Raw genomic sequence first — 22,121 nt, forward strand, 5'->3', positions numbered from 1 at the left:
GCGTACTTGTTGAAAGTCTAATTCCATGCCTCAATTTTTCATCAACCGCCCCGTCTTCGCGTGGGTGGTGGCGGTCTTCATCGTCCTGTTCGGACTGATCGCCATACCGCAATTGCCGATTGCGCGCTTCCCCTCGGTGGCGCCGCCCAGCGTCAGCATCAGCGCCAGTTATCCCGGCGCCACGCCGCAGACCATGAACGATTCCGTGGTGGGCCTGATCGAGCGCGAGCTGTCCGGCGTCAAGCACCTGCTGTACTTCGAGTCGTCCACCGATACCTCGGGCTCGGCCTCGATCACCGTCACCTTCCAGCCGGGCACCAATCCCGAGCTGGCGCAGGTGGACGTGCAGAACCGCCTGAAAGCCATTGAGCCGCGCCTGCCGCAGGCAGTGCGCCAGAACGGCTTGACGGTGGAGTCGGCGTCGTCCGGCTTCCTGATGATCGTCAGCCTGATTTCCGATAACGGCGCCCACGATGAAGTGGCGCTGGGCGACTACCTGGCGCGCAACGTGACGGAAGAACTGCGCCGCATTCCCGGCGTGGGCAAGGTGCAGCTGTTCGGCTCCGAGCGGGCCATGCGCATCTGGGTCGACCCGGCCAGGCTGGTGTCGTACAACATCGCCATGGGCGAGCTGACGGCGGCCGTGGCGCAGCAGAACGCGCAGATCGCGCCGGGCCGCCTGGGCGATGCGCCCGTCGTGGAAGGCCAGCGCGTGACCATCCCGCTGACGGTGCAGGGCCAGTTGCAAACGCCGGCCGAATTTGCCGCCATCGTGCTGCGCGCGAACGCGGACGGCTCGAAAGTGACGCTCGGCGACGTGGCAAGAGTGGCGCTGGGCGCGCAAAGCTTCAATTTCAGCATCCGCGAAAACGGACAAGCCGCGTCGGGCGCCGCCATCATGCTGTCGCCGGGCGCCAATGCCGTGCAGACGGCGGCCGCCGTGCGTGCGCGCATGGCCGAACTGGCGCACACCATGCCGGCCGGGATCAAGTACTCGGTGCCCTTCGATACGGCGCCGTTCGTGAAGATCTCGATCGAGAAGGTCATCGTCACCTTGCTGGAGGCGATGGTGCTGGTGTTCCTCGTCATGTACCTGTTCCTGCAAAAGATACGCTACACCCTGATTCCCGCCATCGTCGCGCCCATCGCACTGATGGGGACGTTTACGGTGATGCTGCTGGCCGGCTATTCCGTCAACGTGCTGACCATGTTCGGCATGGTGCTGGCCATCGGCATCATCGTCGATGACGCCATCGTCGTGGTGGAAGCGGTGGAGCGCCTGATGGCGACCGAGGGCCTGTCGCCGAAGGAAGCGACTTCGAAAGCCATGCGCGAAATCACCGGTGCCGTCGTGGGCATCACCCTGGTGCTGACGGCCGTGTTCATCCCGATGGCGCTGGCCAGCGGTTCCGTGGGCGCCATCTACCGCCAGTTCACCCTGGCCATGGCCGTCTCCATCCTGTTCTCGGCGTTCCTGGCCTTGACCCTGACGCCTGCCCTGTGCGCCACCATGCTCAAACCCATCGGCCCGCACGAGCATGATAAAAAAGGGTTTTTCCTGTGGTTCGACCGCCAGTTTGAGCGCATGACGGGCCGCTATGAGCAGGGCGTGGTGGCGATGCTCAAGCGCGCGGGCCGTTCGATGGTGCTGTATGGCGCCATCGTCGCCGCATTGGGCGTGGCCTTCGTGCAGCTGCCGTCGGCCTTTTTGCCGGAAGAAGACCAGGGCTATTTCATCACCTCGATCCAGCTGCCGTCCGACGCCACCATGGAGCGCACGCTCGATGTCGTCAAGCTGTACGAGCAGCACGTGGCCACGCGCCCCGGCATCGAGGTGAATCAATCGATCCTCGGCTTCAGCTTTTCCGGCGCGGGGCCGAACGCGGGCCTGGCCTTCACCATGCTGAAAGACTGGAAGGAGCGCAACGGCGCCACGGCGCAGGAAGAGGTGGCGCTGGCGCAGGCCGCCATGGCGCAGGCGAAGGAGGGCGTGATCATGAGCCTGATGCCGCCCGCCATCGATGAACTGGGTAATTCGTCCGGCTTTTCCCTGCGCCTGCAAGACCGTGCCAACCAGGGTATCGCGGCCCTGCAGGCGGCGCAGAACCAGCTGCTGGGCCTGGCCGCGCAAAGCGCCAAAGTGGCGGGCGTGTATCCGGACGGCTTGCCGCCCGGCGCCAGCGTGCGCCTCGACATCGACCGCACCAAGGCGGAAGCGTTGGGCGTGTCGTTTGCGGCCATCGCCGACATGCTGACGGCGGCCATGGGGTCGACCTATGTCAACGATTTCCCGAATGCGGGCCGCATGCAGCAGGTGATCATCCAGGCCGACGCGCCCGCGCGCATGCAGCTGAACGACGTGCTGGCCCTGCGCATCCGCAACAGCGCGGGCGGCATGGTGGCGCTGGGCGAGCTGGTGCGCCCCGTGTGGAGCGAATCGCCGCTGCAGCTGGTGCGCTACCAGGGGTATCCGGCGGCGCGCATCTCTGGCAGCGCGGCGCCGGGCGTGTCCAGCGGCGACGCCATGCTGGAAATGGAACGCCTGGCAAAACAGCTGCCGCCCGGCTTTGCGCTGGCGTGGACGGGGCAGTCGCTGCAGGAGAAGGAATCGGCCTCGCAGGCGCCCATGCTGATGGCGCTGTCGATGCTGGTGGTCTTCCTCGTGCTGGCGGCCCTGTATGAAAGCTGGAGCATTCCCGTCTCCGTGATGCTGGTCGTGCCTCTGGGCTTGCTCGGCGCCGTGCTGGCCGTGATGTTGCGCGGCATGCCGAACGATGTGTTCTTCAAGGTGGGCATGATCACCATCATTGGCCTGTCGGCGAAGAACGCCATCCTGATCGTCGAATATGCGCGCCAGCTGCAGGCGCAGGGACGCGGGCTTGTCGAGGCGGCGGTGGAGGCGGCCCGCTTGCGCCTGCGCCCGATCCTGATGACGTCATTGGCGTTCGCGCTGGGCGTGGTGCCGCTGATGCTGGCCACGGGCGCCAGCGCCGAGACGCAGCACGCGATCGGCACGGGCGTCTTCGGCGGCATGATCACCGCCACCGTGCTGGCCGTGTTTTTCGTTCCCGTGTTCTTTGTCGTGGTGCTGGGCGCCGTCGACAAGCTGGACCGCTATGTCAACAAGCGCAGTAATCGCATCGCCGTCAAGGCGGTGGAAGGAGAGTTGTAATGCGTTTGATTTTTATCACGCCGCTGGCCGCGCTGGCCTTGTCGGCCTGTTCATTGACACCGCCGCTGGCCAGGCCGGCGGCGCCGATTCCCGCCGCGTATGCCGGGGTTGCCGCGCCAGGCACGGCCGACACCGCGGCCAACCTGGGCTGGCGCCAGATGCTGCTTGATGCGCGCCTGCAGCGCCTGGTCGATATCGCGCTGGAAAACAACCGCGACTTGCGCGTGGCGGCCCTCAACGTCGAAGCCGTGCGGGCCCAGTACCAGATCCAGGATGCGGGCCGCGCTCCCGCCGTCGGCGCCACTGCGGGCGGCACGCGCCAGCGCGCCGGCGATGGCGCGCGGCAGAACCAGTTCACGGCCGGCATCGCCATGAGCGCGTTCGAGATCGACCTGTTCGGCCGTTTGCGTTCCCTGTCGGATGCGGCGTTTGCCCGCTACCTGGCCACGCAGCAGGGCCAGCGGGCCGCGCGCATGGCCCTGATCGGCGGCGTGGCCGGCGCCTACCTGGAGCAGCGCCTGGCCGAGGAACAGCTGGCGCTGGCGCGGCAGACCCTGTTGGATTGGCGCCAGGCCCTGGAGCTGACGCAGCGCCTGCACGGCGCGCAGCAGGGCAGTGGGCTGGACGTGGCGCAAGCGCAAGGGCAGGCGGCCACGGCGGAAGCGGACGTGCAGGCGCGCGAGCGGGCCAGTGCCCTGGCGCGCAACAACCTGGAATTGCTGCTGGGCGCGCCATTGCCCGCCGACTTGCCGGCCGGCCGCGCGCTCGACGGCCAGCCCGTGCTGACGCAGCTGCCGCCCAGCCTGCCGTCGGACTTGCTGGCGCGCCGGCCCGACATTTTGCAAGCGGAATATGCGCTGGTGGCGGCGAATGCGGAAATCGGCGCCGCGCGCGCCGCCTTCTTCCCCCGCCTGTCCCTGACGGCGCAGCTGGGCCTGGCCAGCCCGGAACTGGGCGACCTGTTTCGTGGCAGCGCGCGCAGCTGGTCCTTCGCGCCGCAGGTAACGCAGCCCCTGTTCCAGGGCGGCCAGCTGCGCGCGGAGCTGCAGCTGTCGCGCCTGCGCAAGGAGGTGGCCGTGCTGCAATACGAGCACGCCATCCAGACGGCCTTCCGCGAAGTGCGCGACGGCCTGGCGGGCAGCGCCACGTATGGCCGGCAGATCGCCGCGCAGGAACGCGTGGTGACGGCGGCGCAGCAGCGCCAGCGCCTGTCGCAGTTGCGCTATGACGCTGGACAGGACAGCCGGCTGGAATTGCTCGATGCGCAGCGCCAGTCGTATGCGGCGCAGCAAACCCTGCTCGACGCGCGGCGCGACCAGTTCAAGTCGGCCGTGGCCCTGTACCAGGCGCTGGGCGGCGGGCTGGAAGAGTAGGCGCGGCGGGGACTTAGCGCCGCCTCGCCTGCGGCGCCAGGGCCAGCGACCACGCTTCCCTGCCAGGACGCAAGGCATAGACGACCAGGGTGCCGTCGCCGCTGGAGTCGGCCAGCACGGCCGCCAGCCCATGGGCCGGATTGCCGGACAGGGCGCGCACGTCGAAGCTTGGCGTGGACAGGCGGCTCCAACTTGGCTGGGCGCCCGTGCTCAGCATGCATAGCTGTCCCTCGCCGTAGGCGAGGAAGCCATCCTCAAAATTCCCCGTCACCATGTCGATGGCGAGCGGTGGCGCCGGCAGCGCCGTCCAGGTGTCGCCGGTGCCGTCGCTCGCCAGCTTCGCTGCCGCACCATCGCCCAGCGCCAGCATGCCATGCTGCCAGTCGCCGGCGATCAGCGTGGCCTTGTCGCCGAAGGGCGGCGCGGCGCAAGGCTTCCATCCGCTCCCTTCACCGCGGCCGTCGGCCATCCCGGCGAGCCGGTACAGGCTGCGCCCATCGGCGCCCAGCAGCAGGTAGCCTTCCTGGGGACCGCCGGCCAGGCCGGCGATGCCCGTGCCGGCGGGCGGCGAGGCGACGTCTTTCCAGCGCGCCTGCGGCTGGCCCAGGGCAGAGAGATAGCGGATGGCTGTGCCATGGGCCACCGTGGCATAGTGCGCGCCGCCGAGCAGGCAGGCAAACGCCGCCTCGCCGCGCACGAAGCCGGCGACCTGCGAGCACTCTAGCCAGACTGGCGTTGGCCCGACCTGGCCCAGGCTGCGCACCGCGCCGTCGTCGCCCAGCAGCACGATGCCGGTTGCGGGGCTGCCGGCGATGCGGATGTAATTGCTCATGCGGCTTTCCTTGTGGAGGTATCGGTCCGGCGCGCGCCTACCATGTCACATGCACGGGCTGCGGCATCCATGGGTGGCGAATGACGGTCATGGACCATGGCAGCTGGCGCATCAGCACATCGAGCGTCCTGCGCTGCACGGACAGGGTGCAGTCTGCGCCGCGCCATTCCAGCCGGCCTTCGCGCTGCAGAAAGGTTTCGCGCAGGGCCGCGACCGAGGCATGGCCGATGGCGGGCCAGTTGCCGATGACGGCATGCAGCAGCTGGTCGCAGACTGCCTGTTCGTCCTGGCCCAGTTCCACGGGCGGGCAGGGGAAATCTGCCGGCAGCCCGCACAGCAGCTTGTTCAGCGGCAGGGCCTGCACTTGCCTCTGTTTCGGCGCATCGCTGCCGCCATCGACCAGGTATTGCAGCCGCCGCACGGCGCGCGCGCCCTGTTCGCCGCGCAGCCGTGGCCTGCCATCGTCGCCAGTGGAGAGCAAGTCCCGCCGCTGGAACAGCGCCGCCAGGAATGGATGGACCAGCGCCAGGCCGGCATTGCCGATGTAGGCGATGTCAGGAGAATCTGCTGCTGCGTGCATGTGCTTATCCCGTGAAGGCCCCGATAGGGCGGTTGCGCGCCAGGCTCCAGCCTGTCGCATGCTGGGTGCCGGGCTGGCCGTCCGCCTGCGGCACGCTGTGGCTCCAGAGGATTTCCGTAAAATGGAGCTTGAACTGCTCGGTCGGCATGTCGTCGGGATGGGTTTGCAGCTGGATTTCGCTGATCAGCGCGTCGCGCAGCGCAATGGTGATGATGTTGGCCGTCTTGCCGTTCGCGTGGCGGGCGATGTGCAGCCTGGTGGGCTGGGCCGCGCCCCTGCCCATCGGCTCGGCGCGCAGGCACAGTTCATACAGCTTGACGGACGTCTGGTCGACATATTTGACGCAGGTAAATTCCGTGATGACGGGCCGTCCCGACGTGCGCGCCGCGTTGCCGACGTCCGTCGTCACCTGCTGCCGCATGCCCTGGTGCAGCGAGACCAGTTCGATGCATGGACCCAGGTCCCGCAGCGCACTGGCAGTGCGCCAGGTGGCGTCGCTGCCGGCGCTGCCAGCTTCGGACGCCTTGCCAAACACGAATTCCGGATTGCCCGGTTCCAGCAAGATCAAATCCATGGCGACGCCTCCTTTCAGTCAGTGTGCACGGGCCCTCATGCGCTACAGGCGGATATGGCGCGGGCGTGGCACTTGCCAGCCCGCTTCGCCGTAGCTGTCGACAAAGCAGATTTTCAGCTGCGCCATGCCCGGCGTGGTAAAGCACAGGAGCGTCGTGGCGCTCTGGCGGTCGCGGGTGAGGTACCACAGGCTGTCGCGCTGCGCCAAGCCCCTGCTGGACACGCGGTGCACCAGCAGGTCGGCGCTGCCGCGTTCCACCAGGGCGACGCGCAGCTGTGCTTCTTCCAATGTTGTTGTCTGATACACGATTGCCACAGTCCGCGCCATTTTTTTGATTGTCTTGCGCAAGACTATACACCGAAAAAATTGCTTAAACACAAGCATAAAGCGAGCTGAAATAATTTTTTTGCGCGACTGCATCCAAACGCGGGCCTGGCGGGTAGTACAGGGGTGCGCTCGCCGCAAACCACGGCATGGGCGGCACATCCACTCACTTTTTCAGGGGCCACGACCATGCCAACTTTGCCGACCTTGCCATACGCCAAGCTGCTGCTTGCTTCCGCCATCGCCATGTCGCTCGCCGCTTGCGGCGGCAGCGACCATGACGATGGCGTCGTCGCGCCACCGCCACCCGTGGCGGTGGCTGGCGACGTCTTCGTCCTCACCGCCAGCAACAAATTGCTGTCGTTCGACCGCGCCACGCCGGCCACCATCCGCACCACGGCGGCAGTGACGGGCCTGCAGGCCGGTGAAAACCTGCTGGGCATCGACTTCCGTCCCGCCGACGGCCAGCTGTATGGCGTCGGCAGCACGGGGCGCATCTATACGCTCAATGGCGTGACGGGCGCCGCCACCCTGAAGGCCAGCCTGGCGGCGGACGCGGCCGACACGACGGCGCCTTACGCGGCGCTGGACGGCACGCAGTTCGGCATCGATTTCAACCCTGTGGCCGACCGCCTGCGCATCGTCAGCAACACGGGGCAAAGCCTGCGCATCAACGTCGACACGGGCGCCACCACGACGGATGGCAATATCAACGGCGGCGCGGCCAATACCGCCATCACGGCGGCGGCCTACACCAACAGCTTCGCCGGCACGGCCAGCACCACGCTGTTCGTCATCGACGCGGCCAATGCCACCCTGTACACGCAAAATCCGCCGAATAACGGCACCCTGGCCGGCGCCGTGCCGCTGGGCGTGGCAGCCACGGGCGTCGCCGGCTTCGATATCGATGCGCGCACCAACACGGGCTACGCCGTCATGACGGTGGCCGGCGCGCGCAATCTGTATACCGTGAACCTGGCGGCGGCCACCGCGCCGGCGACCCTGGTGGCGGCCATCGGCGTGACGGAGGAGCTGCGCGGCATCGCCTTGAAAGGGCCGGGCGCGCCCATCGCCTACGGCTTGACGGACGACGCCCGCATCGTCACCTTCAAGACGGCCACGCCGAATACCCTGGACGCCAACGTGGCCGTCACGGGCCTGGCGGCGGGCGAGCGCCTGCTGGGCTTTGACATCCGTCCCAAGGATGGCCTGCTGTACGGCATATCCTCGATGGGGCGCATCGTCACCATCGACCCGGCCACGGGGGCGGCCACCGTCAAGGCGACGCTGGCCGCCGATGCGGCGGACGCCACCGCGCCGTACACGGCCATCTCCGGCACGGCCTTCGGCGTGGACTTCAATCCCGTCGCCGACCGCCTGCGCGTGATCGGCAACACGGGCCAGAGCCTGCGCATCAATGTCGACACGGGCGCCACCACCACCGATGGCGCCATCAACCGCGCGGGCGCGGCGCCCGTCGTGACGGCAGCGGCCTACACCAACAGTTATGCGGGCGCGACGGCCACCATGCTGTTCGATATCGACACGGCCAGCGCCGCGCTTGCCCTGCAAAATCCGCCCAACGACGGCACCCTGGCGAACGTGGGCCTGCTGGGCGTGGCGGCGGCGGGCGACGCGGGCTTCGATATCGCGGGCGGGGCGAATGGCCTGGCGCTGGCGGCCTTGCGCACGTCGGCCACGGGACCGAGCTCCCTGTACCGTATCGACCTGGCGACGGGGGCGGCCGTGCCGAGCGGCGGCGCGGCCACGCCGGCCGCATCCGCCATCGGCAATGGCACGGTGGGCTTGACCGATATTGCCATCGCGCTGCAATAAAAAACGCCGCCGCGGCTTTGCATTGATTCAATAATTCTAGTATTATGGAATTATTGTTGATATTCACAGGCTGCGGCGCATGGTGCCCGCGATGCCGCATCCACGGGACTTTTCCCCATGCTGACCGCTTTCCTGATCTTTCTCGCCACCTTAACCCTCGTCATCTGGCAGCCGCGCGGCCTGGGCATCGGCTGGAGCGCCGTCATCGGCGCGGCCGTGGCCCTGCTGGCCGGCGTGATCCACTGGGCCGACCTTCCCGTCGTCTGGCATATCGTGTGGAATGCCACCGGCACCTTCATCGCCGTGATCATCATCAGCCTGCTGCTGGACGCGGCCGGCTTCTTCGAATGGGCCGCGCTGCACGTGGCGCGCTGGGGCGGCGGCAGCGGGCGCAAGCTGTTTATTCTGCTGGTCCTGCTGGGCGCGGTCGTCTCCGCCGTGTTCGCCAACGATGGCGCCGCGCTGATCCTCACGCCCATCGTCATCGCCATGCTGCGCGCCCTGAAATTTTCCGCCAGGGCCACCCTGGCCTATGTGATGGCGGCCGGCTTCATCGCCGACACGGCCAGCTTGCCGCTGGTGGTGTCGAACCTGGTGAACATCGTCTCGGCCGATTTTTTCAAGATCGGCTTTGCCGAGTATGCATCCGTGATGGCGCCTGTCAACGTGGTGGCCGTGCTGGCCACCCTGGGCGCCTTGCTGCTCTTTTTCCGCAAGGATATTCCGACTGACTATGCGCTGGCGCAGCTCAAGCAGCCTGGCGCCGCCATCCGCGACCCGGCCACGTTCCGCGCCGGCTGGCTGGTGCTGGCGCTGCTGCTGGCGGGATTTTTCTCGCAAGAACACTTGGGCGTGCCCATCAGCCTGATCGCCGCCGTGGGCGCCGCGCTGCTGCTGGGCGTGGCCGCCAAGGGCCACGTCATTTCGACCCGCCACGTGATCCGCCATGCGCCATGGCACATCGTCGTCTTTTCGCTGGGCATGTATCTGGTGGTGTATGGCTTGCGCAATGCGGGCTTGACGGCCTACCTGACGGGCGTACTCAACCACTGCGCCCAGTACGGCGTGTGGGGCGCGGCCATGGGCACGGGCGTGCTGACGGCTTTATTGTCGTCCGTGATGAACAACCTGCCGACCGTGCTGGTGGGCGCGCTGGCCATCGACCCCACCACGGCGCAGGGCGCCGTGCGCGAGGCGATGATCTACGCCAACGTCATCGGCAGCGACCTGGGGCCGAAGATCACGCCCATCGGCAGCCTGGCTACCCTGCTGTGGCTGCATGTGCTCGACAGCAAGGATATCCACATTTCCTGGGGATACTATTTCCGCGTCGGCATCGTGCTCACCGTGCCCGTGCTGCTGGCCACCCTGGCGGCACTCGCGCTGCGCCTGTCCTGAGTTCCGTGTATGGTTGTGCCTACGAGCAACTCGATAGCAGGCAGCGATGAAGATCTTATTAGCGGGGGCCACGGGCCTCGTCGGCAGCCATGTGCTGCAACTGGCGCTGGCCGATGCCCGCGTCACGGGCGTGGTGGCGCCGGTGCGGCGGGCGCTGCCCGCCCATGCGAAGCTGCAGGCGCCGCTGGTTGACTACGACCGCCTGCCGGCCGGGGCGCCCTGGTGGCAGGCGGACGCCGTCATCTGCACGCTGGGCACGACCATGAAGGTGGCGGGCACGCGCCAGGTGTTCCGGCGGGTCGACCACGACTATCCGCTGGCCGTGGCGCGCCTGGCGCTGGCGGCCGGCACGCCCGCCTATGTGCTCAATTCGGCGGCCGGCGCCAACGCGGCGTCGCGCATCTTTTACAACCGCGTCAAGGGCGAGCTGGAACGCGACCTGGCCGCACTGGGCTTTGCCTCGCTCACGCACGTGCGTCCGGGCCTGATCGGCGGCGAGCGCGCCGAGGCGCGGGCGGGCGAGGGCGCCGCGCTGCGCGTCCTGCGCGTGCTGGGGCCCGTGCTGCCGCCGCGCTGGCGCATCAATCCCGCTTCCAGCATCGCCGCGGCGCTGCTGGAAGCGGCCATTTCCGCCGCGCCCGGCGTGCACGTGGTGACGTCCGAGCGGCTGCTGTAGTCACTGTCAGATGCAGTCGAGCGACAGTCGCCTGATCTGCAGGCCGTTCGGCACGCCCGTGTCGATGCGCAGCGACAGCGAGGAACCGGCGCCTGCGGGCCAGGCGGCGTCGTTCAGGGTCCAGCTCCAGCGGTTCTCGCCGGCGACGATATTCCTGCTGGCCACCGTGACCACCGTGCCCGCCTTGCCATGCGGCGAGTTGCCGCTGCCGGACGTGTTGTTGTCCACGCCGACGGTCAGGTTGCCCGTATCGCTGGCCAGGCCGGCGCTGGCCGCATCGAGCACCAGCGTGCACGCCTTGCCGACGATGTCGAAAACGCCTGGCGGCGCGCCCGACGCCGTGGTGGCGGTATTCGCGGTGGAACCGATCATCAGGATGGCGCTCTTGGCCAGCGTCAGCGCGCCCGCGCCGGCGCTGATCCTGTTGTTGCCGATCTGGTAGTACAGGGGCAGCGCGGCGTCGGTGGGCAGGGGATAGGCGGCCGCCGTCAGCAGGCTGGCCGTGGTCGCGGCGGAAAAATCGCCGCGCCAGCTGGCGGCCAGGCCGCCGCCGGCGGCGGGCGCGTCCGGCGTGGCGGCTTCGCCGCTGTCGGCGCTGGCGCTGGCGTTGCCGGGCACGGCAAAGGCGCCAATGCGGCCTGCGCCGCTATGGATCTGCACCTGCGTGCTGGCCTCGGCGGCGTCGAGCGCGGCATAGGCATACGGCGGCGTCCAGCCGATGTCCGCTGCCGGCAGGGCGGACTTGGCGCAGCCGGCGGCCGTCAGCGCGGCCGTCACGTCGAGCGCACCGGCATAGGTGCCGGCCCAGGGCTTGCCATTGTCATCCTTGTCACTGACAAGCTTGGCGCCCGTGATGCGGTAGCCGAGGGCATCCTTGCCCGACACCAGCTTGCCGCACACCTGGCCCGGCTTCAGGCCGGTAAACAGGTGAAAGTTATTTTCCGCGAACACCGATGCCTGCCAGCGCACGTCCAGGCCGGAACCCTGGCTATGGCCGTCCGCCGCCGCGCTGCCCGTCCAGCCCTGCATCAGGTTGTTGAGCGTATGCAGCTGCGCGTAGCGCACCAGCGGCAGGCGGCTGCCGATGCCGCGCCACCACAGGCGGTGGAAGGTCACGTGCAGGCGGCCCGCGTCGCTCCAGGCGCGGCCGGAATCGCCATTGCCCACCAGCGTGTTCTTGGCGTGGTCGCCGAAAAAGGAATGCGACACGGTGACATAGTCCGAGCCGCGCACGATGTCCAGGTTGCCGTCGTGCCGCGTGGGGGAGGCCAGGCCGGCGGCGAGGGTGTCGGGCGTGTCGCCATCCGTCATGCTCAGGTGGTCCAGCCAGACATTCTGCGCGCGCGACAAGGTCATGCCGTCCGCATAGGCATTGCCCGCGTCTTCCGGGTTGACGTCCCACGGCGTATCGATCTTCAGGTTGCGCACGATGACATTGCGCGTCCAGGTGGGATACAGCTCGCCATCCTTGCCGGCCGCGATCCAGGCCTTGAAATCGTGCTCCGGGTCGCCATTCGCGCCCGCCAGCTGGGCCGTGCTAAGTCCCAGCTCGCCGCCGATCAGCACCGCGGTGCCCGTGATGCGCGCCGGCCGGCCTTGCGCATCGTTGATGCCCACCAAGGTGGTATTCGACGGCACGCTGATCGAGCCGCCGATCTTCTGGTCCGCGTAGCTCGTATATTCGCGAAAGACGCTGTTGCTGGCGCTCATGCGCATGTCGATGTGCCCGACCACGCGCACGATCTTCGGCGCCAGCCCGGCCGCCTTCAGCGCCGCCACCAGCTGCTGGCCGTTATAGACCGTGTAGATATGCTGCGCCGTCGCGTTGCGCCCGCCCGTGACGGTGACTGCTTTATGGCTGATATTGGCCGACGTGCCGCTGTTGCGCGCATAAGCATGCCAGCCCAGCGTGGGCGCGGGATCGCATTCGAGGGCGCCCAGCACGCCATTCGTCGGGTCCTGCGTGGCGAATTGCCAGACGGGCAGCTTGGGCGCCGCCAGGTAGTTGGCCGGATCATGCGAACCGTCGACCAGCACGGGCGCCGAGTAGGTGCGTACGCCATAGCTGTTCATCTGCAGCGGCGTGGTGTCGCCCGTCAGCGTTTGCGCGTCCGTGGCGGCAAGCGCGATGGCGGGGCAGGTGGCCGCGGCGGCCGTCACCGCATCGCCGCCCGCGACGCCATCGAGCTGCGGCGGCGTGGCCGCTTCCGGCGCGGGCGCGGGGACGACCGGCGCCGGCGTGCTGTCGGTGCCGGGCACGCCGGCGATGGCCAGGGCGCTGGCGCCGCCCGACGGGGTGTTGCCGCCGCAGGCCGCCAAAGTGCCAGCCGCCACCAGCAGCGCCAATAGCTGCATGGGGCGCTGGCCTTGCGTTACGTTTTTTAACATGGTGTCTCCTCTGCATCAACAAGGGAATCCCTGTGCCGGCAGGGTGCGCTCTGCCTGGACGGGTTTTTTTCTATCAACAACGCCTGCAGGATGGACGGAAAGCCCGCCGGCACGGCATTGTTGTGATATATCAGAATAGCATGTCTAATATATCAATAAGAAAAAAATTTCTTGGTGTTAATCTCTTCAGGACCGCAAAGGGGAGACGTGGCCGGACAGCCGGGATGGCGCCCGTATAATCGCGTTTTATCGTCGTTGCCGGCCGCCGCGCATGCCATGGGCCCTGCTTGCGGCGGCCGGGCTTTCAAGGAGAAGCAATGCCTTCGCTGGAACACCCCCACATCGCCGCCGTCCCGCTGGAAAAAGCCTACCGCCTGCTCAATCACGGCCCGTCCATCCTCGTCTCGGCGCGCCATGCGGGCGTGGACAACGTGATGGCGGCCGCCTGGGCCTGCGCCCTGGACTTCGCGCCGCCCAAGCTCACCGTGGTGCTGGACAAGGCCACGCGCACGCGCGCGCTGGTCGAGGGCAGCGGCACGTTCGTCATCCAGGTGCCGACGGCGGCGCAGCTGCAGCTGACGCATGCGGTGGGCACGCACAGTCTCGACGCGCAGCCCGATAAACTGGCGCGCGCCGGCGTGCGGCTGTTCCAGATGGACGGGTGGGAGGTGCCGTGCGTGGCCGGATGCTCCGCCTGGCTGGCTTGCCGGCTGCTGCCGGAACCGCATAACCAGCAGGTACATGACTTGTTCATCGGCGAAGTGGTGGGCGCCTGGGCCGACACGCGCGTGTTCCGCGACGGGCACTGGCATTTCGAGGATGCCGATCCCTCGTGGCGCAGCCTGCATTACATCGCCGGCGGGCGCTTTTATGCGATCGGCGAGGCGCTCGACGCGGACAGTTAATCGAGCGGCACGATGCGGTCGTTCGCGCCCGGCACGCAGCCGTCGGCGATGGGGTCCCAGCCCCGGTGCACCACCACCTGTTTGCCGTCGTGGCAGATTTCCACGCGTTCGCTGGCGGGCAGGCGCTGGCGGGCGAACGCTTCCAGGCTGGCCGGCAGGCTCACTTCCAGCTGCATCGAGCGGATCGCCTCGGGCGGGTGGTCGTCCATGTGCACCAGCGGCACGAAGAGGGAGCCAAGCATGAGCCAGCGGGCGCCCACGTCGACGGGCGCAGGCGCGTAGGGGGCGCCGCGCAGCCACTCCTGGGCGCGGGCGCGCAGGTCGGCGCCGTCCGCCAGTTCGCCCCACGCGGCGGCCATCAATTCCACCACCCACTGGTTGCAATTCTGGTATTTCAAATTGAAAGCATAGGCGTTGGCGCTGTAGCGGCCCGCCAGCAGGTGCTGCACGCGCGCCGGGTCGAGCAGGGTGCGCCGCAGCTCCGGCGTGGTTTCCGCCGGCAGCTTCACCAGCGAGATATAGCCGAGGGCGGGATTTTCCGTGCCCATGACGAAACCGGCCGTGCCCTGGTCGAAGATGCGCGGGCGGCCTTCGTCGCAGGCGTAGTACAGCTGGCGCGCGGACCAGCCGCCGTCAGCGTGGCGCCAGGCCAGCGCCGCGTGCGAATAGCGGATGCCGAAACGGGCCAGGTCCAGGCCCGAGCGGCTGATCAGGGCCACGCTGCCTTCGCTGCCGCCCAGCTCGTCGCGCACGACGGCGGCAAAGCGCAGCAGGCGGTCCTGCTGCGCGGCCGTGAGTTCCTGCGCGCGGTCGCAAAAGCGCGAGGAGGCCGGCGCCGTGCCCGCGTGCGCCGCGCTGGCGCCGCCGAACACGGCGCAGGCGCCCAGCAGCAGCGCCAGGTGGCGCAGGGTCGGGCGAAGGATCAAAGGCTGACGGGACGCGTGGCCAGTTCGCCGTACCAGTCGTCTGCCAGCACGAGGAAGAAGGCGGCGCGCGTGTCGTTGCGCGAGAATTCGATGCCGTAGGCGCGGTTTTGCGCATGCACCACGTCGCCCTGCGCCAGCTGCTGCTTGTCGAGCGCCGCCTGCGGCAAATCCAGCACGACGGACGCCTGCGCGGCGTCGGCCTGCAGGGTCAGGCGGGTCATGCCGTCGCGGCCAGGCAAGGCGGCCACGTCGATGATGCGGTAAGGGCCGTTGGCCACCCTGTTGTTGTCGCGCGAGGAGCTGTTGCTCGATCCCTTGAGCGAATCGGAAATGCTGCCGCTCGACTGGGAACCGGCGCTGGAGGCCGAGGAAACGAAGCTGTCGGCGTTGGCGTTGCACGCCACGGTCAGGGCTGCGGCCAGGCCGAGCATGCGTAAGGAGGTAGTCAAGGCAGTTTTCCAGTGTACTGATGTGGCGATGGCATAAAAAGCGCAAGCCGGGTCCATCCCGGCCTGCGCCATCATAGCAGATGGCCCGTCAGCTGAGGAGTACCGCGATCAGGCCCTGCGCCTCGGCCGACGGGTGTTCGCGCAGCGCCTGCAGCACGGGATCGGTGTCCAGGTAGGCCTGCAGCGCTGCACTGACGGTGATGCTGGCCTGCGGCAGGGGCGACGGCACGGGCGCCAGCGCCTTGGCCAGCAACAGGGTGTCGCGCAAGCCGACGGGCGGCAGCATGATGGTCGAGCCGGGCAAGGCATTGACGGCGTCGGCCACGGATGGCGGCACGCCCAGCTGCTGCAGCAGGGCCCGGCCGATGACTTCCAGCGCGGGCGCCATCTGCGCTTCCAGCTGCGCGTACAGGCCTGGCGTGCGGTCGGCCTGCGCCAGCAGGTAGACGCCGGCCACTTCGTGCACGATGCCCGCGAACAGGGCGGTATCGGCGTCCGTGTGCGTCACGGCGCGGGCGATTTCATGCGACAGGGCCGCCACGTGCACGGTGTGCGCCCACAGCTGGCTGGCGCGGGCGCGCAGTGCGGGGTCCTTGATGCCGGCGTTGAGCTGGCGGATGACGGCCGCCGTCGCCAGCGAGTACAGGTTGCGGTGCCCCAGGCGCTCGACGGCGGCGCGCACGCTGGTGATGGCCGGCGCCAGCCCCGGCGCGAACAGGGCCGAGTTGGCCAGCGCCACGGCGCGCGCGGACAGCGTCGGCTCGCACAGCAGCAGGCGGCTGATGTCGGCCGAATGGCAATCGGGATTGGCCAGTTCCTTTTGCAGGAGCAGGGCCGTATTGACGCTGGTGGGGAAGGCCAGGGTTTCCGTTTCGGCGCTGGCCAGGAGTTGCGCCAGGCTGCTGAGGGTGTTGACGTGCATGGTGGGAGGGCCGTGAAATAGCAATGCCCGATCTTATCAGGCTATGCGCCCCGGCAGGCGTTCCGCAGCGCGCGCGCTGTTGCGTATTCGCCTGCTGCCCCGGCTATCGCGTGGCGGGGTGCAAGACTGCGGCGTGACATGGGGATGCGGCAGCGATTCATAAGCAGCGCTTATAGGACTTAGCGGATTTGGCCGTCTAGTCATGCCGCACAGGGGCGGTTACGCTGCACCTGCCGCCGCCTTCCAGGCCCTGGCATTGCGGGAGCTTTCCCTATCCAAGTTGACAAGGAGTTGCATATGCGTGATGAAGTCCCCCGGCCGCCACGGCCCACCTTCCTCGAGACCCCGCCGGCCAGGCGGGACGCCTTCCTTGCCCGGCACCTGGAGGCATGATGCGCGCCATCGCACATTCCCTGCAAGCGGGCGTCCTGGTGGCCTGCCTGGCGTTGCCGGCCTTTGCGCAGGCGCAGGAGGCGGGCGGCGCGGCCAAGCCCCCATCGCGCGCGCAGCAGCTGATGGGCGACATCGCGCCGAAGATGGCCGACCTGACCGACAAGGTGCTGTATGGCGACATCTGGGAACGCCCCCAGTTGTCCAGGCGCGACCGCAGCCTGGTGACCGTCAGCGCGCTGGTGGCCATGCACCGGCCCGACCAGCTGAAATCGCACCTGCTGCTGGCGCGCCAGAACGGCGTGACGGAAGAGGAACTGGTCGAGGCCATCACCCACCTGGCCTTTTATACGGGCTGGCCGAACGCCGTCTCGGCGCTGGCCGTGGCGAAAGAAGTGTTCCGCAAATAAACCATGCCGCCGCGCGCGGCACGAAAGGATCTCGATCATGCAATTAGCCGCCGCGGCGCTCTTGCCGCTCGTCTCGCTCTGCCTGCTGGCCAGCCAGGCCCGGGCCGGGGAAGTCACCGTCACGCGCGCCGCCGCCATGCCCACCAGCACGGGCGACGCGCAGTATTTCACGGGCGCGGTGACAGTCGATGCGCGCTTCCAGCGGCCGGCGCCGGCCCGCGTGGGCGGCGGCATCGTCAGCTTTGCGCCCGGCGCGCGCACGGCTTGGCACACGCATCCGCTGGGGCAGACGCTGATCGTCACCGAGGGCCAGGGCTGGGTGCAGCATTGGCAGGGCCAGCCGCAAGCCATGGCGGCGGGCGACGTGGTGTGGATACCGCCCGGCGTCAAGCACTGGCACGGCGCGACGGCCACGTCCGGCATGCGGCATGTGGCCATTGCCGAAGCGAAAGATGGGCAGACGGTGACGTGGCTGGAGCACGTGGACGATGACGCCTACCCGCGCTGAGGCGCCGCAGTGCCGTGACGGAACGCGGGAGCGGGACGACAGCGGCCGCTTGTGCTACCTTCCGGGAACGTCCTGTCATATCGCGTAGTCTAACTGACCCACTAGCGGAGTTCCCGTGCTGATAGACGCAGTCCGCGTCGCCTTGCGGCGTCCCTATACCTTCGTCGTCATGGCGCTGGCGATCCTGATCATCGGGCCGCTGGCCGCCTTGCGCACGCCCACCGACGTGTTTCCCGAGATCCGCATTCCCGTCATCGCCGTGGCCTGGCAATACACGGGCTTGCCGCCGGACCAGATGGCGGGGCGCATTTCCACCCTGTTCCAGCGCAGCCTGACGACCACCGTCAACGATATCGAACATATCGAAGCCAATACCTATCCCGGCATCAGCATCGTCAAGATCTTCTTCCAGCCGGGCGCGAACATCGCCGTGGCCAATGCGCAGGTGACGGCCGTGTCGCAGGTGGCGCTGCGGCAAATGCCGGCCGGTACCACGCCGCCCCTGATCCTCAATTACAACGCGGCCACCGTGCCCATCCTGCAGCTGGCCCTGTCTGGCCAGGGCTTGAGCGAGCAAAACCTGTTCGACCTGGGCCTGAACACGGTGCGCACGCCGCTGGTGACGGTGGCGGGCGCGGCTATTCCCTTGCCGTATGGCGGCAAGCAGCGCCAGGTGCAGATCGACGTGAAACCCGATGCCCTGCAGGCGCGCGGCCTGTCGGCGCAGGATATTGCCGCCGCCCTGGCGTCGCAAAACGTGCTGGTGCCGGTGGGCACGCAAAAGATCGGCCCGCTGGAATACACGGTGCAGGTCAACAGCGCGCCATCCGTCATCGAGGAACTGGGACGCCTGCCCGTGAAAGTGGTGAACGGCAGCACGATCTACATGCGCGACGTGGCCGACGTGCACGACGGCAACGCGCCGCAGACGAATATCGTGCACGTGGATGGCAGCCGCTCCGTGCTCATGTCGGTGCTGAAGAATGGTTCCGCCTCGACCCTGGCCATCGTCGACGGCGTGCGCGCCAAGCTGGCCGAACTCAAGCCGTCGTGGCCGGCCGCCCTGAACGTCGTGCCCATCAACGACCAGTCCGTATTCGTGCGGGCCGCCATCCAGGGCGTGGCGCTGGAAGGGGCCATCGCGGCGGCGCTGACCAGCGTCATGATCCTGTTGTTCCTCGGCAGCTGGCGCTCCACCGTCATCATCGCCATCTCGATCCCCCTGTCCATCCTCGGTTCCATCATCGCGCTGGCCGCGTTTGGCGAAACCCTGAACCTGATGACCCTGGGCGGGCTGGCGCTGGCCGTCGGCATCCTCGTCGACGACGCCACCGTGACGATAGAAAACATCAACTGGCACCTGGAGCAGGGCAAGCCGGTGGAAACGGCCATCCTCGACGGCGCGCAGCAGATCGTCACGCCGGCGCTTGTCTCCCTGCTGTGCATCTGCATCGTCTTCGTGCCCATGTTCTTCCTGGAGGGCGTGTCGCGCTTCCTCTTCGTGCCCATGGCCGAAGCCGTGATGTTCGCCATGATCTGCTCGTTCATTTTGTCGCGCACCCTGGTGCCCACCATGGCCAACTACCTGCTGCGTCAGCACGCGCACGCCGACGCGCCCGTGGCCGCCACGCGCAATCCGCTCGTGCGCTTCCAGCGCGGCTTCGAGGCCCGTTTCGAACGCCTGCGCGCCGGCTATCAAGAGATGCTGGAAGCGGCGATGGGCGTGCGCAAGCATTTCATCGCCGGCTTCCTGGCCGTGGTGGCGCTGTCGTTCCTGCTGCTGCCCTTTATCGGCAGCAATTTTTTCCCATCCGTGGACTCTGGCCAGTTGCTGATGCATGCGCGTGTGCCCGTCGGTTCGCGCGTGGAGGAGACGGCAGCCCGCTTCGCCCGCATCGAGCAAGCCATCCGCCGCGTGATCCCCGCCGCCGAGATCACCACCATGGTGGACAATATCGGCTTGCCGCCCAGCAGCATCAACTTGACATACAACAATACCGGCGTGATGGGCCCGCACGACGGCGACTTCCAGATCGCCCTGCGCGAAGGCCACCGGCCCACGGCCGACTACGTGCGCCGGCTGCGCGAGGTCTTGCCGCGTGAATTTCCAGACACCACGTTTTCATTCCCGCCCGCCGACATCGTCAGCCAGATCCTGAACTTCGGCGCGCCCGCGCCCATCGACGTGCAGGTGCGCGGGCGCGACACGGAGGCCAACTATGCCCACGCGCAGCTCCTGCTCAAGCGCCTGCGCGCCATTCCCGGCGTGGCCGACGCCCGCATCCAGCAGTCGAACCGGGCGCCCGTGCTGAACGTGGACGTGGACCGCACGCAGGCGCAACTGCTGGGCCTGACCACGCGCGACGTCACCAGCAGCCTGGTGGTAAACCTGGCCGGCAGCAGCCAGGTGGCGCCCACATACTGGTTGAATCCCGCCAACGGCGTCAGCTATCCCATCGTCATGCAGACGCCGCAGTACCAGCTCGACTCGCTGGCCGCGCTGAATAACTTGCCGGTGGGTAATGGCGGCAATGCGAATGCCGCCACCCTGGGCGCGCTGGCCACCGTCGAGCGCGGCGCTGGCAGCGCCCTCGTCAGCCAGTACGACGTGCAGGGCATGGTGCAGATCCACGCCACCACGCAGGACCGCGACCTGGGCGCCGTGGCCGCCGATATCCGCCAGGTGCTGGCCGAGACGGCGTCCCAGGTGCCCAAGGGCTCCACGGTGCAGCTGCTGGGCCAGGCGCGCACCATGGACCGGGCCTTTTCCGGCTTGCTGTTCGGCCTGCTGGGCGCCGTGGCCCTGATTTACCTGCTGATCGTCGTCAATTTCCAGTCCTGGCTGGACCCGGCCGTCATTGTCTCGGCCTTGCCGGCCGCGCTGGCGGGCATCCTGTGGATGCTGTTCGCCACGAATACCACCTTGTCCGTGCCGGCCCTGACGGGCGCCATCATGTGCATGGGCGTGGCGACGGCCAACAGCGTGCTGGTGATCAGCTTTGCCCGCGAACGGCTGGACGTGCTGCAGGATGCGACGCTGGCCGCGCTGGAGGCGGGCCATGTGCGCTTCCGTCCGGTTCTGATGACGGCGCTGGCCATGATCATCGGCATGCTGCCCATGGCGCTGGGCCTGGGCGAGGGCGGCGAGCAGAACGCGCCGCTGGGCCGCGCCGTCATCGGCGGCCTCGTGTTCGCCACCGTCGCCACCCTGGTCTTCGTGCCCGTCGTCTTCAGCCTGGTGCACGCCCAGCCTTCCCGCCGCGCCAGGACGGCGCCGCCGCCACCCCACACCGATACCGGAGCCACGCCATATGTCCCGCCGCATGCCAGCTGATTTCTTCCGTTCCCGCCATGCGCTGGTGGGCCTGGCCCTGGCCGTCATCGCGCTCGCCGTCGTGGTCGCCGGCCTGCTGGGCCGGCGCTCGCACGCGGCCGCCATCGCCGGGCGGGCGGCGCAGTCGCAGGTCTTGACCGTGAAGCTGGTGTCGGCCGGCGCGCTCGATGCGGCGCCACTGGCCTTGCCGGCGCGCATCGAGGCCTGGTCGCGCGCGCCCATCTACGCGCGGGTCAGCGGCTACCTGAAACGCTGGACCGTCGATATCGGCGCACCCGTCAAGGCGGGCCAGCTGCTGGCCGAACTGGACACGCCTGACCTGGACCAGCAGCTGCTGCAGGCGCGCGCCGAGCTGGCCAGCGCGCGCAGCAGCCTGGCCCTGGCGGCCAGCACGGCGCGGCGCTGGCAGGAACTGCGCGCCATCGATGGCGTGTCGCAGCAGGAGACGGATGAAAAGACGGGCGACCTGGCGGCGCGGCAGTCGTCCGTCGCCGCGCTGCAGGCCAACGTCGAGCGCATGCAGACGTTACGGGGTTATGCGCGCCTGCTGGCGCCTTTTGACGGCGTGGTGACGGCCAGGAACACGGACGTGGGCGCGCTGATCAATGTTGGCGGCGCGCCTGGCAGCGAGTTGTTCGTCGTCTCGGACGTGCGCCGCCTGCGCGTGTATGCCAGCGTGCCGCAGCGCCAGGTGGCGCAGGTGAGGCCGGGCGCGAAGGCGCAGCTGGCCGTGCCGGAACGGCCCGGCAAGGTATATGACGCCAGCGTGCTGTCGTCGGCGCAGGCGATCAATCCCGGTTCGGGCGCCATGCTGGTGCAGCTGTCGGTCGACAATGCCGCAGGGGAATTGCTGCCGGGCGGCTTCGCCACCGTCAGCTTTGCCGATGCAAAGGCGGCGCCGGGCGTCAGCGTACCGCCCGGCGCCCTGATCTTCGGCAAGGCCGGCGTGCAGGTGGCCACCGTCACGCCGGACAGCAAGGTGCGGCTGAAAAAAGTGACGATCGCGCGCGACTTCGGCAACGTGGTGGAACTGGCCGGCGGCCGGGCAGGGCTGGAGCGCATCATCGACAGCCCGCCCGATGGCTTGCTGGACGGGGATGCGGTGCGCGTGGCCCAATGAGCGC

At 68.2% G+C, this 22,121-nt stretch carries 18 protein-coding genes; 10 read left to right on the top strand and 8 right to left on the bottom strand.

The features are described from left to right. The first annotated feature begins 25 nt into the window (after positions 1–25). Both ACZ92H_RS15955 and ACZ92H_RS15960 read left to right on the top strand, forming a co-directional pair. Entirely contained in the window at positions 26–3,172 is a 3,147-nt protein-coding gene (locus ACZ92H_RS15955; protein ID WP_465050210.1) for a multidrug efflux RND transporter permease subunit, read from the top strand. Further along, the gene (locus ACZ92H_RS15960) at positions 3,172–4,545 is read left to right on the top strand and encodes an efflux transporter outer membrane subunit (protein WP_465050209.1); all 1,374 of its coding nucleotides are present in this window, start codon (positions 3,172–3,174) and stop codon (positions 4,543–4,545) included. Before ACZ92H_RS15955 ends, ACZ92H_RS15960 begins: the two co-directional genes overlap by 1 nt. A 13-nt stretch (positions 4,546–4,558) precedes the next feature. On the opposite strand, the gene ACZ92H_RS15965 is transcribed toward ACZ92H_RS15960, so the two are convergent. From ACZ92H_RS15965 to ACZ92H_RS15980, 4 genes are read right to left on the bottom strand one after another with little or no spacing between them, the layout of a single operon-like run. Next, on the bottom strand, positions 4,559–5,377 hold the full coding sequence (locus ACZ92H_RS15965) for a hypothetical protein (RefSeq protein WP_465050208.1): 819 nt from the start codon (positions 5,375–5,377) through the stop codon (positions 4,559–4,561). Positions 5,378–5,414: 37 nt separating this feature from the next. Continuing rightward, positions 5,415–5,957, bottom strand: a complete 543-nt coding sequence (locus tag ACZ92H_RS15970; protein WP_465050207.1) for a contractile injection system tape measure protein — start codon at positions 5,955–5,957, stop codon at positions 5,415–5,417. A gap of 4 nt (positions 5,958–5,961) precedes the next feature. Continuing rightward, complete coding sequence (locus ACZ92H_RS15975; RefSeq protein WP_465050206.1) at positions 5,962–6,531, bottom strand: type VI secretion system tube protein Hcp; 570 nt, start codon at positions 6,529–6,531, stop codon at positions 5,962–5,964. Between the two features lie 42 nt (positions 6,532–6,573). Continuing rightward, a complete protein-coding gene (locus tag ACZ92H_RS15980) occupies positions 6,574–6,858 on the bottom strand; it encodes a 7(1) septoil knot domain-containing protein (protein ID WP_465050205.1) in 285 nt (94 codons plus the stop codon). A gap of 186 nt (positions 6,859–7,044) precedes the next feature. On the opposite strand from ACZ92H_RS15980, the gene ACZ92H_RS15985 reads away from it, so the two are divergent. The 3 genes from ACZ92H_RS15985 to ACZ92H_RS15995 all read left to right on the top strand — a co-directional run bounded on the left by ACZ92H_RS15985 (position 7,045) and on the right by ACZ92H_RS15995 (position 10,765). After that, on the top strand, positions 7,045–8,691 hold the full coding sequence (locus tag ACZ92H_RS15985) for a DUF4394 domain-containing protein (RefSeq protein ID WP_465050204.1): 1,647 nt from the start codon (positions 7,045–7,047) through the stop codon (positions 8,689–8,691). A 117-nt stretch (positions 8,692–8,808) separates the two neighbouring features. Next, on the top strand, positions 8,809–10,089 hold the full coding sequence (locus ACZ92H_RS15990; protein ID WP_465050203.1) for an arsenic transporter: 1,281 nt from the start codon (positions 8,809–8,811) through the stop codon (positions 10,087–10,089). A 46-nt stretch (positions 10,090–10,135) separates the two neighbouring features. Then, positions 10,136–10,765, top strand: coding sequence for a Rossmann-fold NAD(P)-binding domain-containing protein (locus tag ACZ92H_RS15995; RefSeq protein ID WP_465050202.1), 630 nt, complete (start codon positions 10,136–10,138; stop codon positions 10,763–10,765). Positions 10,766–10,771: 6 nt separating this feature from the next. Here ACZ92H_RS15995 and ACZ92H_RS16000 read toward each other — a convergent pair whose 3' ends face one another. After that, positions 10,772–13,153, bottom strand: coding sequence for a pectate lyase family protein (locus ACZ92H_RS16000; protein WP_465050201.1), 2,382 nt, complete (start codon positions 13,151–13,153; stop codon positions 10,772–10,774). Between the two features lie 317 nt (positions 13,154–13,470). Here ACZ92H_RS16000 and ACZ92H_RS16005 point away from each other — a divergent pair, with 317 nt between their 5' ends. Then, positions 13,471–14,058, top strand: a complete 588-nt coding sequence (locus ACZ92H_RS16005) for a flavin reductase family protein (protein ID WP_131370340.1) — start codon at positions 13,471–13,473, stop codon at positions 14,056–14,058. On the opposite strand, the gene ACZ92H_RS16010 is transcribed toward ACZ92H_RS16005, so the two are convergent. The 3 genes from ACZ92H_RS16010 to ACZ92H_RS16020 all read right to left on the bottom strand — a co-directional run bounded on the left by ACZ92H_RS16010 (position 14,055) and on the right by ACZ92H_RS16020 (position 16,355). Continuing rightward, entirely contained in the window at positions 14,055–14,984 is a 930-nt protein-coding gene (locus ACZ92H_RS16010) for a DUF2145 domain-containing protein (RefSeq protein ID WP_465050200.1), read from the bottom strand. The genes ACZ92H_RS16005 and ACZ92H_RS16010 overlap by 4 nt on opposite strands. Further along, a complete protein-coding gene (locus ACZ92H_RS16015; RefSeq protein ID WP_465050263.1) occupies positions 14,981–15,415 on the bottom strand; it encodes a hypothetical protein in 435 nt (144 codons plus the stop codon). The genes ACZ92H_RS16010 and ACZ92H_RS16015 overlap by 4 nt, the downstream gene beginning before the upstream one ends. Positions 15,416–15,521: 106 nt before the next feature. Beyond that, positions 15,522–16,355, bottom strand: coding sequence for an HDOD domain-containing protein (locus ACZ92H_RS16020; protein WP_465050199.1), 834 nt, complete (start codon positions 16,353–16,355; stop codon positions 15,522–15,524). Between the two features lie 392 nt (positions 16,356–16,747). Between ACZ92H_RS16020 and ACZ92H_RS16025 the strand changes: the two genes are divergently transcribed. The 4 genes from ACZ92H_RS16025 (at position 16,748) to ACZ92H_RS16040 (ending at position 22,117) form a co-directional block, all read left to right on the top strand. Then, a complete protein-coding gene (locus tag ACZ92H_RS16025) occupies positions 16,748–17,155 on the top strand; it encodes a carboxymuconolactone decarboxylase family protein (RefSeq protein ID WP_465050198.1) in 408 nt (135 codons plus the stop codon). A gap of 37 nt (positions 17,156–17,192) precedes the next feature. Beyond that, positions 17,193–17,663, top strand: coding sequence for a (R)-mandelonitrile lyase (locus tag ACZ92H_RS16030; RefSeq protein WP_465050197.1), 471 nt, complete (start codon positions 17,193–17,195; stop codon positions 17,661–17,663). Positions 17,664–17,781: 118 nt separating this feature from the next. Then, a complete protein-coding gene (locus ACZ92H_RS16035) occupies positions 17,782–20,997 on the top strand; it encodes an efflux RND transporter permease subunit (RefSeq protein WP_465050262.1) in 3,216 nt (1,071 codons plus the stop codon). Then, positions 20,975–22,117, top strand: a complete 1,143-nt coding sequence (locus ACZ92H_RS16040; RefSeq protein WP_465050196.1) for an efflux RND transporter periplasmic adaptor subunit — start codon at positions 20,975–20,977, stop codon at positions 22,115–22,117. Before ACZ92H_RS16035 ends, ACZ92H_RS16040 begins: the two co-directional genes overlap by 23 nt. Positions 22,118–22,121: the final 4 nt, after the last annotated feature.

This window comes from Janthinobacterium foliorum (assembly GCF_978021625.1).

What these genes read in the sequence shown, in the direction of transcription:
- ACZ92H_RS16040 (WP_465050196.1), top strand. Translation starts at nt 20,975, where the DNA reads ATGTCCCGCCGCATGCCAGCTGATTTCTTCCGTTCCCGCCATGCGCTG.
- ACZ92H_RS16025 (WP_465050198.1), top strand. Translation starts at nt 16,748, where the DNA reads ATGCGCGCCATCGCACATTCCCTGCAAGCGGGCGTCCTGGTGGCCTGC.
- ACZ92H_RS16005 (WP_131370340.1), top strand. Translation starts at nt 13,471, where the DNA reads ATGCCTTCGCTGGAACACCCCCACATCGCCGCCGTCCCGCTGGAAAAA.
- ACZ92H_RS15965 (WP_465050208.1), bottom strand. Translation starts at nt 5,377, where the DNA reads ATGAGCAATTACATCCGCATCGCCGGCAGCCCCGCAACCGGCATCGTG.
- ACZ92H_RS16030 (WP_465050197.1), top strand. Translation starts at nt 17,193, where the DNA reads ATGCAATTAGCCGCCGCGGCGCTCTTGCCGCTCGTCTCGCTCTGCCTG.
- ACZ92H_RS15990 (WP_465050203.1), top strand. Translation starts at nt 8,809, where the DNA reads ATGCTGACCGCTTTCCTGATCTTTCTCGCCACCTTAACCCTCGTCATC.
- ACZ92H_RS15985 (WP_465050204.1), top strand. Translation starts at nt 7,045, where the DNA reads ATGCCAACTTTGCCGACCTTGCCATACGCCAAGCTGCTGCTTGCTTCC.
- ACZ92H_RS15975 (WP_465050206.1), bottom strand. Translation starts at nt 6,531, where the DNA reads ATGGATTTGATCTTGCTGGAACCGGGCAATCCGGAATTCGTGTTTGGC.
- ACZ92H_RS16015 (WP_465050263.1), bottom strand. Translation starts at nt 15,415, where the DNA reads ATGCTCGGCCTGGCCGCAGCCCTGACCGTGGCGTGCAACGCCAACGCC.
- ACZ92H_RS15970 (WP_465050207.1), bottom strand. Translation starts at nt 5,957, where the DNA reads ATGCACGCAGCAGCAGATTCTCCTGACATCGCCTACATCGGCAATGCC.
- ACZ92H_RS15995 (WP_465050202.1), top strand. Translation starts at nt 10,136, where the DNA reads ATGAAGATCTTATTAGCGGGGGCCACGGGCCTCGTCGGCAGCCATGTG.
- ACZ92H_RS15960 (WP_465050209.1), top strand. Translation starts at nt 3,172, where the DNA reads ATGCGTTTGATTTTTATCACGCCGCTGGCCGCGCTGGCCTTGTCGGCC.
- ACZ92H_RS16020 (WP_465050199.1), bottom strand. Translation starts at nt 16,355, where the DNA reads ATGCACGTCAACACCCTCAGCAGCCTGGCGCAACTCCTGGCCAGCGCC.
- ACZ92H_RS15955 (WP_465050210.1), top strand. Translation starts at nt 26, where the DNA reads ATGCCTCAATTTTTCATCAACCGCCCCGTCTTCGCGTGGGTGGTGGCG.
- ACZ92H_RS15980 (WP_465050205.1), bottom strand. Translation starts at nt 6,858, where the DNA reads ATGGCGCGGACTGTGGCAATCGTGTATCAGACAACAACATTGGAAGAA.
- ACZ92H_RS16000 (WP_465050201.1), bottom strand. Translation starts at nt 13,153, where the DNA reads ATGTTAAAAAACGTAACGCAAGGCCAGCGCCCCATGCAGCTATTGGCG.